The organism is Burkholderia sp. 4NA327C6 (genome assembly GCF_005502655.1).
GTDB classification, from domain to species: Bacteria; Pseudomonadota; Gammaproteobacteria; order Burkholderiales; family Burkholderiaceae; genus Burkholderia; species Burkholderia contaminans.
In genome coordinates this window covers 245,117-260,693 of record NZ_SCNZ01000001.1, presented here as the reverse complement: position 1 = coordinate 260,693, position 15,577 = coordinate 245,117, and the positions used below count along the sequence as shown (strand labels likewise).

The following is a 15,577-nucleotide window of genomic DNA, read 5'->3' as shown; positions in this document are numbered from 1 at the left end:
ATTGATAATAATTCTCATTTACACTGGTAAAGTTATCAGTTGCCTTTCAATTCGCCGCTCGCCGCCTTCCGTGTGCGGGCGGGCCAGCCAGGTGAACGCGTCACCCAGCCAGCCTTCGGGCTTGTCATCATCAATGGGAGACCACCTGTGCATTGCTATACGCTGGCGCGGCGGCCGATCTGTGCCGCGCTGTTCGGCGCGTTCGGCCTGTCCGCCGCCACGGCTCACGCCGATTCGACGCCGCAAGGCGCCACCCCGCCTTCCACCCTCCTCGTCGCCGCGTCAGCGCGCGGCGACGCGGCGCTGCTCGATCCCGTCACCGTCACGGCCAACCGCACCGCCACGGCCGCGAGTCGCACGGCGGCGTCCGTGTCGGTGATCACCGACGAGGATCTGGAAGAACAGCAGGCCACCAACATCAAGGACGCGCTGCGCTACGAGCCGGGCGTCACCGTGCGCCGCACCGCGTACCGACCCGGCAGCGCCGCGCTCGGCGGCGGCCGCGACGGCGATTCGAGCATCAACATCCGCGGCCTCGAAGGCAATCGCGTGCTGCTGATGGAAGACGGCATCCGCCTGCCGAATGCGTTTTCGTTCGGCCCGCTCGAAGCCGGGCGCGGCGACTACGCCGATCTCGACACGCTCAAGCGCATCGAGATCCTGCGCGGGCCGGCCTCGGCGCTGTACGGCAGCGACGGCCTGACCGGCGCGGTGAACTTCATCACGAAGGATCCGCGCGACCTGCTGTCGATCTACAACAAGCCCTATTACTTCTCGTTCCGGCCGAGCTACGACTCGGCCGACCGCAGCATCGGCGCGACCGTGTCGGCCGCGGGCGGCAACGATCGCGTGCAGGGGATGATCATCGCCGACGGCCGGCGCGGCCACGAGGTCGACACGCGCGGCAGCAACAACTCGGCGAGCACGCTGCGCACCACGTCGAACCCGCAGGACGTCTATTCGGAATCGCTGCTCGGCAAGCTCGTGCTGACGCCCACCACGCGCGACACGATCAAGTTCACCGCCGAAACGGTGCAGCGCCGCGTGAGCACCGACGTGCTGTCGGCGATCAGCCCGCCGACCACGCTCGGCCTCACGACCTACGACCGGCTCGAGCGCAACCGCTTCAGCGTCGACTACGACTTCCACGACGACGCGTTCCGCTGGTTCCAGACCACGCACGTGCAGTTCTACTACCAGGACGCGAAGCAGGACCAGTACGCGTTCGAGACGCGCGGCCGGGCGGCTTCACGTTCGCGCGACAACCAGTACAAGGAGCGCACGTTCGGCGGCGCCGCGTTCGCCGAAAGCGGCTTCGCGACCGGCCCGTTCGCGCACAAGCTGCTGTATGGCATCGACGGCAGCGTGTCGCGCGTGACGAACATGCGCGACGGCACGGTGCCGGGCGTCGGCGAGGCGTTCCCGAACAAGGCGTTCCCCGACACCGACTACACGCTGTTCGGCGCGTTCGTGCAGGACCAGATCGGCTACGGCCGCCTGCTCGTCACGCCGGGCCTGCGCTTCGACACGTACCGGCTGAGCCCGACCGCGAACGATCCGCTGTTCACCGGCAAGGCCGTGTCGACGAGCGCGAACGAACTGTCGCCACGCGTCGCCGTGCTCTACGAGATCACGCCCGCGGTCATCCCGTACGTGCAGTATGCGCACGGCTTCCGCGCGCCGACGCCCGACCAGGTGAACAGCAGCTTTTCGAACCCGGTATATGGCTACACGTCGATCGGCAATCCGAACCTGAAGCCCGAGACGAGCGATACGTTCGAAGCCGGCTTGCGCGGCAAGGCCGGCACCGGTTACGGCGTCGTACGCTACAGCGCCGCCGCGTTCACGGGCCGCTACCGCAACTTCATCTCGCGCACGACGATCGCCGGCAGCGGCCGGCCAACCGACCCGTTCGTGTTCCAGTACGTGAACTTCGCCGACGCGCGCATTCACGGCCTCGAAGGCCGCGCGGAATGGGTGATGCCGAACGGCATCACGCTGAAGACGGCAATGGCGTTCACGAAAGGCTCGACACAGAACGACGGCGCGGCCAGCCAGCCGCTGAACACCGTCAACCCGTTCTCGGCCGTGTTCGGCGTGCGCTACGAACCGACCGAACGCTGGTACGTACAGACCGACCTGCTGTTCCAGGCCGCGAAACGCGACAAGGACATCGACAAGTCCGACTGCTCGAACAAGGCGTGCTTCGCGCCGCCGTCGTCGTTCGTCGTCGACCTGCGCGGCGGCTACCGCTTCAACAAGCACGTGAGCGCGACGATCGGCATCCGCAACCTGTTCGACCGCAAGTACTGGAACTGGTCGGACGTGCGCGGCATCGCAGCCGATTCGCAGGTGCTCGATGCGTATACGTCGTCCGGACGCACGGTCGCCGTCAGCATGAAAGTGGATTTCTGATGCGCGCCGCCCGCGCTGCCAAACCAACCGTTACTTGAAGGAGTCCGACATGATGCAATCCGCCCTTCCCGGTCAACCGGCCACGCCGGCCCGCGCCGCTGCCGCGCTGCGCGACGCGTTCATCAAGCTCAAGACCGAGCGTCAGCTGCGCAACCGTGACGTCGCGCAGGCGCTCGGCGTCAGCGAAGGCGAGGCGCTCGCCGCGTTCGTCGGCGAGCACGTCGTGCGGCTCGACGCGCGCTTTCCGGCGATGTTCGAGGAAATGCCGCGCCTCGGCCGCGTGATGGCGCTCACGCGCAACGACACGGCCGTCCACGAGAAGGACGGCGAATACGCGCAGATGAGCCACGACGGCCCCGTCGGCCTCGCGCTCGGCGATATCGACCTGCGCATCTTCTATCGTCACTGGGTGTCGGCGTTCGCGGTGCGCGACGAGACCGCGCACGGTCCGCTGAAGAGCCTGCAGTTCTTCGACGCGCAGGGCCATGCGATCCACAAGGTCTACCTGCGCGCGCACAGCGACCATGCCGCGTACGACGCGTTCGTCGAGCGCTGGCGTGCGCCGTCGCAGGAGCCGGGCCTCGAGGTCGCGCCCGCCGCGCCGAAAACGCCCGAGCGCGCCGATACCGAGATCGACGTCGCGGGCTTCCGTGCCGCTTGGGACGCGATGACCGACACGCACCAGTTCTTCGGCATCACGCAACGCTTCGGCGTGAGCCGCATGCAGGCGCTGCGGCTCGCCGATCCGCAATACGCGTATCCGGTCGAAACCGCGCATGCGCTGCGTCACGTGCTTCAGCACGCGGCGGAAAGCGGCCAGCCGATCATGGTGTTCGTCGGCAACGCCGGGATGATCCAGATTCATACGGGCCCCGTCGCGAACGTGCGCGAGGTCGGTGCGTGGATCAACGTGCTCGACCCGGGCTTCAACCTGCATGTGCGCGAGGACCTGATCGCCGCCGCGTGGGTCGTGAAGAAGCCGACGAGCGACGGCATCGTCACGTCGCTCGAGCTGTTCGATCGGCAAGGCGACCACGTCGCACTGCTGTTCGGCGAACGCAAACCCGGCCAGGTCGAACGTGACGACTGGCGCGCGCTCGTCGCGACGCTGCCGGCCGCGGCGCGCGGGGGCGCGCGGTGAGCGCGCGGCCGTTCGATCCGCGCCGCCGCGCGCTGCTGGCGAGCGCGGCGGCCGGCGCGCTCGCGGGCGCGCTGCCCGGCAGCGTGCTCGCCCAGGGTGCGCAGGCCACGCCGAAACGCGTGGTCGTGATCGGCGGCGCGCTCGCGGAAACCGCGTTCGCGCTCGGCGGCGCGGAAACGCCGCGCTACCGGCTCGTCGGCGCCGACACCACCTGCACGTACCCCGACGCCGCGAAGCGTCTGCCCAAGGTCGGCTACCAGCGCGCGCTGTCGGCCGAGGGGCTGCTGTCGCTGCGGCCCGATCTCGTGCTCGCATCGGCGGAAGCCGGCCCGCCCACCGCGATCGCGCAAGTCAAGAACGCCGGCGTCGCAGTAACGACGTTCGATGAACGCCACGACGTCGAATCGGTGCGCGCGAAGATCACGGGCGTCGCGCAGTCGCTCGACGTGCGCGATGCGGGCGCCGCGCTGCTGCAACGTTTCGACCGCGACTGGCAGGCCGCGCGCGACGCGGTCGCTGCCCGTGCGCGCGGCGATGCGCCGCCGCGCGTGCTGTTCGTGCTGAACCATACCGGCAACCAGGCGCTCGTCGCTGGCCAGCGCACGGCCGCCGACGCGATGATCCGCTACGCGGGCGCGCGCAACGCGATGCAGGGCTTCGATCACTACAAGCCGCTGACCACCGAGGCGCTGGCAGCCGCCGCGCCCGACGTCGTGCTGATCTCCGACGAAGGGCTCGCGGCCGTCGGCGGCCGCGCCGCGCTGCTCGCGACGCCCGGCTTCGGCGCGACGCCGGCCGGCCGCGCGCAGCGCGTGGTCTCACTCGACGCGCTGTTCCTGCTCGGCTTCGGCCCGCGCCTGCCGCTCGCCGTCACGACCCTGCACCGACGCCTGTCGGATGCGCTCGCCTGATTCCGGATTGCCCCGATGCCCGCTCACGCTTCGCCTTTCCCCGCCTCGTCGTCCGCATCGCGCTCCGGCGCCGCACGCATCGGCACGTCGCGTCGCTTTGCGCCGTTCGCGCTGGCCGCGCTCGCCTGCCTCGTGTGCGCGATGTCCGTCGTCGCGCTGTGCGTCGGCGCCTATCGCATTCCGCTCGCGGAAGCCTGGGCCGCGCTGACCGGCGACGCGGCCGCACAGCAGGCGCGCGCGGTGCTGTTCGACATCCGCGCGCCGCGCGTCGCGCTCGCGCTGCTGGTCGGCGGCGGCTTCGGCGCGACCGGCGCCGCGATGCAGGCGCTGTTCCGCAATCCGCTCGCCGATCCGGGGCTCGTCGGCGTGTCGAGCGGCGCCGCGCTCGGCGCGACGACGATGATCGTGCTCGGCCCCGCACTCTTTGCCGCACAGGTGAGCGCGGCCGCGTTGCCTGCCGCCGCGTTCGCGGGCGCGCTTGCGGTCGCGGCCCTCGTCTACCGGCTCGCCGCGTCGCGCGGCCGGCTCGCGCTGCCGCTGCTGCTGCTCGCCGGCATCGCGATCAACGCGCTGGTCGGCGCGGCGATCGGGCTCCTCACGTTCATCGCCGACGACGCGCAATTGCGCTCGCTGACCTTCTGGAGCCTCGGCAGCCTCGGCAGCGCGCAATGGTCCGCGCTGGCGGCCGTCGCGCCGTGCGTCGCGATCGGCGGTGCGCTGCTCGCGCGCGAACGCGACGCGCTGAATGCATTGCAGCTCGGCGAAACCGAGGCGCTGCATCTCGGCGTGCCCGTGCAGCGATTGAAGCGGCGCGTGCTCGTCGCGGTCGCACTCGCGGTCGGCGCGCTGGTGTCGTGCGCGGGCATCATCGGCTTCATCGGGCTCGTCGCGCCGCATTGCGTGCGTCTCGTGTGCGGCCCCGATCAACGCATCGTGCTACCGGGCGCCGCGCTGCTCGGCGCGCTGCTGACGCTCGCCGCCGATCTCGCCGCGCGCACCGTTGCCGCACCCGCGGAAATTCCGCTCGGCGTGCTGACCGCGCTGCTCGGCGCACCGTTCTTTCTCGCGCTGCTGTGGAAGAGCCGCGGCGCGCTCGGCGGCTAACCCTTCCCTCACGACGACCATGCTGACCGCCCATCACCTCGACGTCGCCCGTCGACACCACGCGATCCTGCGCGACCTGTCGCTGTCGATCGAACCCGGCCGCGTGACCGCGCTGCTCGGCCGCAACGGCGCGGGCAAGAGCACGCTGCTGAAGACTTTCGCCGGCGAGCTGACCGGCAACGTCGCGCCGAACGGCGTGCGCGTGACCGGCGACATCACGCTGAACGGCGAGCCGCTCGCACGCATCGACGCGCCGCGGCTCGCGTGCCTGCGCGCGGTGCTGCCGCAGGCCGCGCAGCCGGCGTTCCCGTTCAGCGTCGACGAAATCGTGCTGCTCGGCCGCTATCCGCATGCGCGGCGCAGCGGCGCGACGTCGCATCGCGATCGCGACATCGCGTGGTGCGCGCTCGAACGCGCGGGCGCGGATGGGCTCGTCGGCCGTGACGTGACGACGTTGTCGGGCGGCGAACTCGCGCGCGTGCAGTTCGCCCGCGTGCTCGCGCAGCTGTGGCCCGATGACGAAGCGACGGAAAGCGGCCCGCGCTACCTGCTGCTCGACGAGCCGACCGCCGCGCTCGATCTGTCGCATCAGCACCGCCTGCTCGAAACCGTACGCGCCGTTGCACGCGAATGGCAGCTCGGCGTGCTCGCGATCGTGCACGATCCGAACCTCGCCGCACGGCATGCGGATACGATCGCGCTGCTCGCCGACGGCACGATCGTCGCGCACGGCACGCCGCGCGACGTGATGACGCCGTCCCATATCGCGCAGTGCTACGGATTCGCGGTGAAGATGGTGGAAACCGGCGACGGCGCGCCGCCGGTGATGGTGCCTGCGTAGCGCGGGCGCGTGTCGCGTGGGCATTGCACTGCGCGATGTCATGCATGATCGATGGCAACGATTTTCACGACGCATCATTCGCGCTTCGCGCATCCCTTCAAGGAGAGTCACGTGCCGCTTCCGATGACCCGCATCATCCTGTACGTCCAGGACGTCGCATCGCTCAAGGCGTTCTACCAGCAGTATTTCGATCTGCCCGTCGTCGAGGAAATCGAAAACGAATGGGTCGTGCTCGGCACAGGCACTATCGAGCTCGCGCTGCATCTCGCCGGCCCGGCGTTCCGCCACGCGGCGCCCGCTCACGCGGAAGAGCGCGCGGAAACCAGCCACGTGAAACTCGTGTTCTCGATCGGCCACGACATCGGCCTGCATCGCCACCGGCTGGCCGGCAGCGGCGTGACGGTACGCGATCTCAAGCGCCATGACGGGTTCGCGTACACGATGTACGACGGCATCGATCCGGAAGGCAACGTCTTCCAGGTGATGCAGGCCGACTGACTTTTCGCTCGGCCCGGGCGTTCACTCAAACGCCCAGGCCGGCGCCACCCTCGTCCTGCACTGCGCGGACGGCGCGCCTCCAGGCTCAATGCTCGAGATCCGCCGCACCGAACGTCCGCATCTTCCACCCGAGCCGCACGGCGAGCATCCGCATCGAGAATCCGGCCGCCAGCGCGGCCACCGTCGCGATGCCCGCATCGACCCCCAGATGCTGCATCCCGACATAGAGCCCGCCCGTGACGAACGCGACGCTCGCATACAGTTCCTCGCGCAAGATCAGCGGCATCTCGTTGCACAGCAGATCGCGCAGCATCCCGCCGCCGACACCCGTGATCGCGCCGGCCAGCACGACGATGATCGGCGCGCTGCCCGTCGACGCACCGATGTCGCACCCGATGATCGTGAACGCCGCGAGGCCGATCGCATCGACGGTCACGAACAGCGTCTTCATCCGCGCGACATGCCGTGCGACCCACGACGCGACGGTCGCCGCGACGAGCGTGATCACCAGATACTCGGGATGCGCGATCCAGCCGAGCGGATAGTGGCCAAGCAGCACGTCGCGCACGGTGCCGCCGCCGAGCGCCGTCACCGCGCCGACGAGCGCGAGCCCGAAACGGTCCATCCCGCGGCGCATGCCCATCAGCGCCCCCGACATCGCTTCCGCGACGATTGCAATCAGATAAAGCGTATGCATGGCGAACGTCAGTCATCCGTCCGGAACAGGTCGAGCACGCGTTCGCGCTCGGCCGCATCAACCGCGGCAGGCGGCGATTCGGCAGGCTTGCCGTTGTTGCCCGGCGCATCGGACGCACCGGCCGCTGCCGACGCCCCGCCGCACGAGAAGCGGCTGCGGATGTACGAGGGCACGTCGGCCGTGCACGTGCCGCGCGTGTATTCCGCATAGACGAAGTCGCCATCGACGAGCGCGACGTCCTGCGGCGGCGTCGCCTCGACCGGCGTACGCCCGTCGACGGCCGTCTTCATGTAGTCGAGCCAGACCGGCAGCGCAAGCGATGCGCCGGTCGCACGCCCCATCGGGCGCGGCGTGTCGTAGCCGAGCCAAGCGACCGCGACGATGCCCGACGAGTAGCCGGCGAACCAGACATCCTTCGACCCGTTCGATGTGCCCGTCTTGCCGGCCGCGTCGTCGCGGCGCAGCGCGAGCGCGCCGCGCGCGGTGCCGGACTTCACGACGTCGCGCAGCATGCTGTCCATCACGAACGCGTTGCGCGCCGACACGACGCGCTCGCCCGCCGGCGACGTCGCCTCGTACATCGCGCCGCCATGACGCTGTTTCACCGACAGGATCAGGCGCGGCTCCATCCGCGTGCCCCCGTTCGCGAACACGCTATACGCGCTCGCCAGTTCGAGCGGCGTCACGGCGCCTGCGCCGAGCGCGAGCGGCAGCGACGCCGGATTGCGCTGCGCGTCGAAGCCGAAATGCACCGCATGCTGCTGCACGTAGCGCGCGTCGGTGGCCTGCATCAGGCTGACCGCCACCAGGTTCTTCGAGCGCATCAGCCCGCGCCGCACCGGGATGAAGCCCTCGTAGTTGTTGGCGAAATTGCGCGGGCGCCACGGCCGTGCGCCGGTTTCCTCATGCGTGAGCGTGCGCTGCGTGTCGTCGACGAGCACGCCCGGGAAGTAGCCCTTTTCCAGCGCGGCCGAATAGACGAACGGCTTGAAGCTCGAGCCCGGCTGGCGATACGCCTGCAGCGCATGGTCGAACACGTTGCGGTTGAAATCCGCGCCGCCGACGAGCGCGAGCATGTCGCCGGTTGCCGCATCGAGCGACACCAGTGCGCCTTCGAGCCCGTTGCGCGCATCGCGCTTCGCGCGCGTCTGGCGGCTCAGCGTGCGTGCGAGCGACGATTCGGCCGCGCGCTGGTCGCGCATCGAGATCGTCGTCGTCACGTCGAGGCCGAGCGTATAGGCATCGTCATGGAAACGCTCGACCATCATCCGGCGCGCGCGTTCGGCGACGTACGGCGCCGCGATGATCCCCGGCGGCGGCGTGGTGGCCAGCGCGATGGGGGCGTCGACGGCCGCGTGGTACGTCGCGTCGTCGAGCTGGCCGAGCGCATGCATCCGGCCGAGCACGTAGTTGCGCCGCGCGGTCGCGCGTGCCGGATTGACGACCGGGTTGAACGCGGACGGCGCCTTCGGCAGCCCCGCGAGCACGGCTGCCTCGCCCGCGCTCAGCGCATCGAGCGGCTTGCCGAAATAGACGTTCGCGGCCGCCGCGAAACCGTACGCGCGCTCGCCCAGATAGATCTCGTTCATGTACAGCTCGAGAAGCTTGTCCTTGCTGTATTCGCGTTCGAGCTTGGCGGCCATCAGGATCTCGGCGAGCTTGCGGCTCAGCACCTTGTCGCGCGTCAGGTAGAAGTTGCGCGCGACCTGCATCGTGATCGTGCTGCCGCCCTGCCCCGGCTGCCCCGTCACGACGTTCGCGAACGTCGCGCGCGCGAGGCCGCCGAAATCGACCGCGCCGTGCTGGTAGAACTTCGCGTCCTCGGCCGCGAGCAGCGCCTGCCGCATCAGCGGCGGGATGCGTTCGAGCGGCACGAACTCGCGTCGCTCGACGCCGTATTCGGCCAGCAGATCGCCGTCGCGCGAGAAGATCCGCAACGGCAGCGCAGGACGATAGACAGCGAGGTGCTCGACGGACGGCAACTGCGTCCAGATGCGCTGGATCGTCCATGCGCCGATGCCCGCGCAGGCGACCGTCAGGCCGAGCAGCGCGCCCGCGAGCGTGCGCCACACGCGGCGGCGGCGTGGCGGCGACGCGGGTGGTGGTGGCGGGGCTGCGGTGTGGTCGGTCATGTCGGGCTCCTTCTTCGATGCTGCGACGGCCGGTGCGCAAGCGGCACCGACGGGTCACGAAAGGCGCGCATTGTCGAAGGGATGGCGAGAAACCGGAACATTCTTTAGCCAAAGTTTGGCTGGCTAAATTTTATTTAGGAAAGTGCGTGAGGGCCGTTCATGTCGTATCTGCGACCGCGTGACGCATGCGTCGGGCGAACCGCGCTGCGCGCGATCCGGTTCGGCGGTAGCATCGCGTGATGTTCGATCGATATCTCGGCCTGTGGGGCCTCGTTCCCGATGGCGGCCCGCTCCTGACCGCGAGCGGCGGCCTGCTGCCCGTCGTCTGGCAATCGCGGCCGGCGATGTTGAAGGTCGCTACCTGCGACGAGGAGCGTCGCGGCAATGCGCTGATGACGTGGTGGAATGGGCAAGGCGCCGCGCAGGTGTGGCTGCACGACGGCGATGCGATTCTGCTCGAACGGGCGCAGCCGGAACCGACGCTGGCCGGTTTTTCGGCATCGGGGCATGACGACGACGCGATGCGCATCGCGTGCGACGTCGTTGCGCGGCTGCATGCGCATCGTGCTTCGGAGCCGCCTTCGGTCGTACCGCTGCATGCGTGGTTTCAGGCGCTGCTGTCTGGCGCTTCAGCCAGTGTCGTGCTTCATCGCTGCGCAACGGTCGCGCGCCAGCTGCTCGCCGGGCCGCCCGTCGATGAAGTTGTCCTGCACGGCGACATCCATCACGGCAACATTCTCCATTTCGGTGATCGCGGCTGGCGTGCGATCGATCCGAAGGGGCTGCGCGGCGATCGCGCGTTCGACTACGCGAACCTGTTCTGCAATCCTTCACACGACGTTGCGGTCGATCCGGTGCGGTTCGCGCAGCGCGTCACGCTCGTGGCCAGCACCGCGCAGCTCGACAGGCGCCGGCTGCTGCAGTGGATACTCGCGTGGTCGGGCTTGTCGGCGGTATGGCTGATCGAGGACGGGCTGCTGCCCGATACGCGATTGCAGGTCGCGACGCTCGCGGCGGCTGCACTCGGCTTGTAGGAATACGCATCATCCGCCCGATATGGCCATCGGAAGCCGCTCATGGAGCGCAACGTCGGGCGGATAGCGGCCACGCCCTACGCGTTGGTCTCTCGCGTCACCGGGTCCTGACCGCCTCTCGGCCGAAGGATTTTCTCAACCAGCCGTGCCGACGTCTCGCGGCTCAACAGTCTCTGCAAATTGGCAAGCAGCCGGTTCCGGGTTCCGACAATCCGATGGCTCCGATTGCGATCCAGCGCCCACAAGGCATCCTCCACCACACTCGCGACAGGCATCGGCGTGCCGACGGCCGCCTCCTGCGCGCCAACGACATCGAAAAACGCGGTTTGCGTCGCCCCGGGACATAACGCGACGACCCGGATGCCGCGATGCCGGTTCTCGGCCCAAACGGCTTCTGAAAATGACAACAGAAAGGCCTTGGTTGCGCCGTAGACGGCCATATAAGGATCGGGCTGGAATGCGGCTGTCGACGCGACGTTGATGACCGCGCCAGCGGAACGCGCCTGCATCCCCGGCAGCAGAAGATGAGTCAGCTCGATTGCAGCCATGCAGTTCACCAGCACTTCGTCGCGCTGGCGCGTCCACGGAATCGTTTCGAAGCGCCCGTAAGCCGCAAAGCCCGCATTATTGACGAGTACGTCGACGACTTTGCCGGTCACCTTCAAGTGGCAATCGATCGTGTGTACGGCATCGGCCGTGCTCAGGTCGACGGTCAGGAAATCGGCGTCGCACGCATAGTCGCGTCGCAGCTCCGCGGCCAGATCGTGCAGCTTGTCGCGAGAGCGCGCGACCAGCAGAAGTCTCGCACCACGTTTGGCCAATGCATAGGCAAACGCGCGCCCGATACCCGACGATGCGCCCGTGACGAGTGCTGTTTTTCCGTGAAAATCGAAACGATCTCTCATAGCCCGCGAATGGAGTGGAAGGTGACCCGGACTGTAAACCGTTGACTATAGGCAACGGTCAAGCCTTAATGACGGTCCACAACATTGAATGGAGACAGCATGCGCATCGGCGAACTGTGCAAGCGGGCGGGCGTTTCGCACGATACCGTGCGCTACTACGAGCGAATGGGGCTGCTGGACAAAGCAACCCGACCTCACGCGACAAACACATACAAGCACTACTCCGAGCGCTCGTTACAGCGGATACGGCTGATTATCCATGCGAAGGCATTGGGCTTCACGCTCACGGAAATTGGCGACGTCATTCATGTATGGGACAGTCCGACATTCGGTGTTGCGCAAAAGGTCGCGTGCCTGCAAGCAAAGCTCACGGAAATCGACGAAAAGAGCCGCGCGCTGGTCATGCTGCGCGCAGGGCTGCTGAATGCGCTGGCCAAAGTGGGCAGCGACTGTGTCGAAGGACACATCGCGTAGTGAGGCGTCGTCGGCGAAAGCGACAAGCCGACTCGAGCAAGCGTGTCAACGGCCGCTTCGGTTTCAGGCGAGCGTCCGCTTCGGGTCCGGGCACATGACATCCACGGAAATCCACGACGCAAAAAAGCCCGCCGGCATTCCCCGGCGGGCTTCCACATCCAACTGCTTCCTCGACGCTTAACGCGCCGGGTTCAGCAACAGGTTCATGTGACGGTTCACGTCTTTGTACAGCAGGTAACGGAAGCGGCCAGGGCCACCCGAATAGCATGCCTGCGGGCAGAACGCGCGCAGCCACATGAAGTCGCCCGCTTCCACCTCGACCCAATCCTGGTTCAGTCGATAAACCGCCTTCCCTTCGAGCACATACAACCCGTGCTCCATCACGTGCGTTTCGGCGAACGGAATCACGCCGCCCGGCTCGAACGTCACGATGTTCACGTGCATGTCGTGGCGCATGTCGCTCATGTCGACGAAGCGCGTCGTCACCCATGCACCGTTGGTGCCCGGCATCGGGATCGGCTCGACGTCCTGCTCGTTGGTCACGAAGGCTTCCGGCAGCGGAATGCCGTCGACGGCCTGGTAGTGCTTGCGCACCCAGTGGAAACGCACCGCGGCATCGCTGACGTTGTGCAGCGTCCAGTCCGCACCCGGCGGAATGAACGCGTAGCCGCCCGGCTTCAGCACGTGCTTCGTGCCTTGCAGCGTCAGCTCGGCTTCGCCTTCGACGACGAACAGCACCGCTTCGGCGTTCTTGTCCTGCTCGGGCTTGTCGCTGCCGCCGCCCGGGTTCACTTCGACGATGTACTGCGAGAAGGTTTCCGCGAAACCCGACAGCGGGCGGGCGATCACCCACAGGCGCGTGTTCGTCCAGAACGGCAGCCAGCTCGTGACGATGTCGCGCATCACACCCTTCGGGATCACCGCGTACGCCTCGGTGAACATCGCGCGATCGGTCAGCAGATCGGTCTGCGGCGGGTGGCCGCCATGTGGCGCGTAATACGTTGTCTTAGACATAGTGCATCCAGGCAATGGGTTGGTCCGGCCCCGGTGCCAACGGCATCGGGCGGCACGTACGCGCGTGGGGCACGCATGCGGCGGCGGGACATCGTTGCCGGGGTGGCTTGAAGGCGCATGCGCCTTCGTTCGGTCGGCCAGGCTTCGCGACGGGTTCGTCCGGTTCTTCGGACGCAGCGGCCCATGCTGGTGGGGCCGGCGGCCGGGCCGTGGCGCCCGCGATCATGCGGCGAGGCGCGGCCAGCGGCACGGTGCGATGCCGTACGCGAGCATCGCCGACGATAGCGAAGTCGTTCGCAATCGACCAATTAAATGTTGCGATGGATTCCATTCGATTTCCCACTACCAGCGGGCAGCCGCGATACGCGGTAAGGAAGCGTGCCGCGACGCTCCGGCTATCAGGGAAATCCTGACGCGGGCTGGCAACGCGCACGCTCGCCGGGACGCAACGGGCGCCGGCGAACAACAGCAGCTATTCCCGGTGCGCACGCGGTTCGCGATACATCCGGTCACGCAGACCGGATCGCGCCGACGCGCGCACGGCAGCAAGCCGCACCGCGCCAGTCATGAGCCGTCGTCAGGCCGGAGAACGGGCCAACGGGAATCGAACGGCACGCGAATGCTCTCGGCACGCGTCGGACGCATTCAGTCGCGAGTGGCGATGTAGTCGGGAAACGGGAAAATACGACGAGGACAACGAGGAGGGAAACTGGCCGGCCCGTCGATCAGGCGTCTGGCTGCGGCTGAGGAAGCCGGAAAGAGTTCGCCGGTCTGGCCGGCGATGACGGCCCGGCAAGCCGCCGGGCCGAATCTCGCGTCGGGTGCCGACGCCGTCGGCGCGCCGGTGCGCCATTCGCGCACCGAGCCGCGCCAGCGGCGATCAGTCCCAGTCGCGATGGTGGTGATGCTTGCGGTGGCGATAGCCACGATCACCGCGACCGCCGTAATCGCGCTCGTACGAGCTGCGCGACATGTTGCCGCCGAGCGCCGCGCCGGCGCCGCCGCCGACAGCCGCACCCAGCAGGCCGCCCGTGCGGCCGCCCATCGCGTTGCCTGCCGCGGTACCTGCGCCGCCGCCGAGGGCGCCGCCGATGATCGCGCCGGTGCGCTCGTGACGGTTCGACGTCACCGCGCCACCCGCGCCGCCGCCGATGGCGCCGCCGATCACCGAGCCCGTGCTGCCGCCGAGCGCACCGCCGACCGCTGCGCCGGCTACCCCGCCGAGCGCGCCGCCAAGCGCGTTGTTCATGTCACCTGCCATGGCCGGCAGTGCAGTCGCGCCGGTCAACGCGGCGACGACGAGAGCGGGGGCGATTTTCTTCCACATTCCCGTATTCTTCCTTGTTCGCAATCTGGTTATTGAAGGTCCGCTCGGTACGACGATCTGAATCGATCGACGTCGTGTCAGGCATTGTGCCGAACCGCGGACCAATTCATTTCAATGAGCTTGCGGCGAAGAATAGCACCGGTCCCACGTCCTTGCCGTGGACATTCTGGTAACAAGTTGTTTACGAATGAGCGACTTCTAACGGCCGCACCGGAATGCCCGCAAACCCCCGCCAGCATTGGCTCGGCCGACGGTCCGGCCGTGCGGAACGACAGGCCGGCCGTGGGCTGCGTCGCACGTTTGCGACACACGTGGCAACACATCGGGAACGAATCATGGGCGCGGCCCGAAACGGCGGCCGGGAGGAAATGAAGGGGGTCAGTACACGCCCGGCAGCAGACGCCAGGTCCGCGCGCAATACGCGTCGTATTCGGCGCCGAATTGCGCGCGCAGCAGCGCCTCTTCGGAGCGGATGCGCGCGACGAGCGGCACCGTCGTCAGTACGACCAGCAGCAAGCCGACACCCGAGCGGAATGTGAACGCCCAGCCGACCGAATTGACGACCAGGCCGAGATAGCTCGGATTGCGGATGCGGCTGTAGATACCGTCGGTCACGAGCGTATGGCCGGGCTGGATCGCGACGAGCCCGCTGAAGCGCTTGCCGAGCACGAATACGGGCCAGATGCGCAGCACGCCGCCTACGATGTACAGCACGACGCCGATCCAGCGCACCGCATCGCCGTCGAAAGTCCAGAAGTCGAGCCGGTCGGTCAGCGCCGGCAGGTAAGCGAGCAGGAACCCGCTTGCCCCGAACGCCGCGAGCACCCAGCGGTTGTCGCGGTTCTCGCGCTCGCCGCTGCTCAGGTTGCCTTCGGTGAACAATGCGGCGACGGCCATCGCGAGCGTCGCCACAACAACGACGGTCAGTTGGGGATGCGAGAAGAAGGCTGCGAACCCGCCGCTGCCGAGCACCGCGAGCCCGAGATAGACGAGCGTGGCGATGCACGACGCGACTGCGGCCCTGGAGGTGACTTTCATGGCTGCCTCACCGGAATGCGGAATGCGCTTTCCTGTGAAGTATAGG

General features: G+C 67.9%; 14 protein-coding genes. 8 read left to right on the top strand and 6 right to left on the bottom strand.

The window, feature by feature from the left end; genetic code table 11:
• The first annotated feature begins 147 nt into the window (after positions 1-147).
• The 6 genes from FFS49_RS01235 to FFS49_RS01210 all read left to right on the top strand — a co-directional run bounded on the left by FFS49_RS01235 (position 148) and on the right by FFS49_RS01210 (position 6,910).
• Positions 148-2,415 carry a TonB-dependent hemoglobin/transferrin/lactoferrin family receptor gene (locus tag FFS49_RS01235; protein ID WP_105818259.1) on the top strand — a complete coding sequence of 756 codons (2,268 nt, stop codon included), beginning with the start codon at positions 148-150 and terminating at the stop codon, positions 2,413-2,415.
• 49 nt (positions 2,416-2,464) lie between these two features.
• A complete protein-coding gene (locus FFS49_RS01230) occupies positions 2,465-3,556 on the top strand; it encodes a hemin-degrading factor (RefSeq protein WP_039349897.1) in 1,092 nt (363 codons plus the stop codon).
• The gene (locus FFS49_RS01225; protein WP_105818260.1) at positions 3,553-4,467 is read left to right on the top strand and encodes a helical backbone metal receptor; all 915 of its coding nucleotides are present in this window, start codon (positions 3,553-3,555) and stop codon (positions 4,465-4,467) included. Before FFS49_RS01230 ends, FFS49_RS01225 begins: the two co-directional genes overlap by 4 nt.
• Before the next feature lie 15 nt (positions 4,468-4,482).
• The gene (locus FFS49_RS01220) at positions 4,483-5,571 is read left to right on the top strand and encodes an iron ABC transporter permease (protein WP_105818261.1); all 1,089 of its coding nucleotides are present in this window, start codon (positions 4,483-4,485) and stop codon (positions 5,569-5,571) included.
• Between the two features lie 19 nt (positions 5,572-5,590).
• Positions 5,591-6,412: a heme ABC transporter ATP-binding protein gene (locus FFS49_RS01215; protein WP_105818262.1), complete on the top strand. Its 822-nt coding sequence runs from the start codon at positions 5,591-5,593 to the stop codon at positions 6,410-6,412.
• A 111-nt stretch (positions 6,413-6,523) separates the two neighbouring features.
• The gene (locus tag FFS49_RS01210) at positions 6,524-6,910 is read left to right on the top strand and encodes a VOC family protein (protein ID WP_105818390.1); all 387 of its coding nucleotides are present in this window, start codon (positions 6,524-6,526) and stop codon (positions 6,908-6,910) included.
• Between the two features lie 85 nt (positions 6,911-6,995).
• On the opposite strand, the gene FFS49_RS01205 is transcribed toward FFS49_RS01210, so the two are convergent.
• A complete protein-coding gene (locus FFS49_RS01205) occupies positions 6,996-7,607 on the bottom strand; it encodes a trimeric intracellular cation channel family protein (protein ID WP_105818263.1) in 612 nt (203 codons plus the stop codon).
• Between the two features lie 8 nt (positions 7,608-7,615).
• Entirely contained in the window at positions 7,616-9,739 is a 2,124-nt protein-coding gene (locus FFS49_RS01200) for a PBP1A family penicillin-binding protein (RefSeq protein ID WP_105818264.1), read from the bottom strand.
• 239 nt (positions 9,740-9,978) lie between these two features.
• Between FFS49_RS01200 and FFS49_RS01195 the strand changes: the two genes are divergently transcribed.
• A complete protein-coding gene (locus FFS49_RS01195) occupies positions 9,979-10,773 on the top strand; it encodes an aminoglycoside phosphotransferase family protein (RefSeq protein WP_071331864.1) in 795 nt (264 codons plus the stop codon).
• Positions 10,774-10,850: 77 nt separating this feature from the next.
• Here the strand turns inward: FFS49_RS01195 and FFS49_RS01190 are convergent, their stop codons facing one another.
• Positions 10,851-11,678: an SDR family oxidoreductase gene (locus FFS49_RS01190; protein ID WP_039349879.1), complete on the bottom strand. Its 828-nt coding sequence runs from the start codon at positions 11,676-11,678 to the stop codon at positions 10,851-10,853.
• Positions 11,679-11,777: 99 nt separating this feature from the next.
• Here FFS49_RS01190 and FFS49_RS01185 point away from each other — a divergent pair, with 99 nt between their 5' ends.
• Positions 11,778-12,152 carry a heavy metal-responsive transcriptional regulator gene (locus FFS49_RS01185; RefSeq protein ID WP_039349878.1) on the top strand — a complete coding sequence of 125 codons (375 nt, stop codon included), beginning with the start codon at positions 11,778-11,780 and terminating at the stop codon, positions 12,150-12,152.
• 177 nt (positions 12,153-12,329) lie between these two features.
• Here FFS49_RS01185 and FFS49_RS01180 read toward each other — a convergent pair whose 3' ends face one another.
• The 3 genes from FFS49_RS01180 to FFS49_RS01170 all read right to left on the bottom strand — a co-directional run bounded on the left by FFS49_RS01180 (position 12,330) and on the right by FFS49_RS01170 (position 15,531).
• On the bottom strand, positions 12,330-13,166 hold the full coding sequence (locus FFS49_RS01180) for a bifunctional allantoicase/(S)-ureidoglycine aminohydrolase (protein ID WP_039349877.1): 837 nt from the start codon (positions 13,164-13,166) through the stop codon (positions 12,330-12,332).
• An 880-nt stretch (positions 13,167-14,046) separates the two neighbouring features.
• Entirely contained in the window at positions 14,047-14,493 is a 447-nt protein-coding gene (locus FFS49_RS01175; protein WP_039349867.1) for a hypothetical protein, read from the bottom strand.
• Positions 14,494-14,871: 378 nt separating this feature from the next.
• Positions 14,872-15,531 (bottom strand): isoprenylcysteine carboxylmethyltransferase family protein, encoded by a 660-nt coding sequence (locus FFS49_RS01170; protein ID WP_105818265.1) that lies wholly within the window; start codon positions 15,529-15,531, stop codon positions 14,872-14,874.
• Positions 15,532-15,577 lie beyond the last annotated feature (46 nt).

Excerpts from the sequence above, each read along its gene's own strand:
- FFS49_RS01230 (WP_039349897.1), top strand. The coding sequence starts at position 2,465 with ATGATGCAATCCGCCCTTCCCGGTCAACCGGCCACGCCGGCCCGCGCC.
- FFS49_RS01220 (WP_105818261.1), top strand. The coding sequence starts at position 4,483 with ATGCCCGCTCACGCTTCGCCTTTCCCCGCCTCGTCGTCCGCATCGCGC.
- FFS49_RS01215 (WP_105818262.1), top strand. The coding sequence starts at position 5,591 with ATGCTGACCGCCCATCACCTCGACGTCGCCCGTCGACACCACGCGATC.
- FFS49_RS01205 (WP_105818263.1), bottom strand. The coding sequence starts at position 7,607 with ATGCATACGCTTTATCTGATTGCAATCGTCGCGGAAGCGATGTCGGGG.
- FFS49_RS01200 (WP_105818264.1), bottom strand. The coding sequence starts at position 9,739 with ATGACCGACCACACCGCAGCCCCGCCACCACCACCCGCGTCGCCGCCA.
- FFS49_RS01195 (WP_071331864.1), top strand. The coding sequence starts at position 9,979 with ATGTTCGATCGATATCTCGGCCTGTGGGGCCTCGTTCCCGATGGCGGC.
- FFS49_RS01190 (WP_039349879.1), bottom strand. The coding sequence starts at position 11,678 with ATGAGAGATCGTTTCGATTTTCACGGAAAAACAGCACTCGTCACGGGC.
- FFS49_RS01185 (WP_039349878.1), top strand. The coding sequence starts at position 11,778 with ATGCGCATCGGCGAACTGTGCAAGCGGGCGGGCGTTTCGCACGATACC.
- FFS49_RS01180 (WP_039349877.1), bottom strand. The coding sequence starts at position 13,166 with ATGTCTAAGACAACGTATTACGCGCCACATGGCGGCCACCCGCCGCAG.
- FFS49_RS01175 (WP_039349867.1), bottom strand. The coding sequence starts at position 14,493 with ATGTGGAAGAAAATCGCCCCCGCTCTCGTCGTCGCCGCGTTGACCGGC.
- FFS49_RS01170 (WP_105818265.1), bottom strand. The coding sequence starts at position 15,531 with ATGAAAGTCACCTCCAGGGCCGCAGTCGCGTCGTGCATCGCCACGCTC.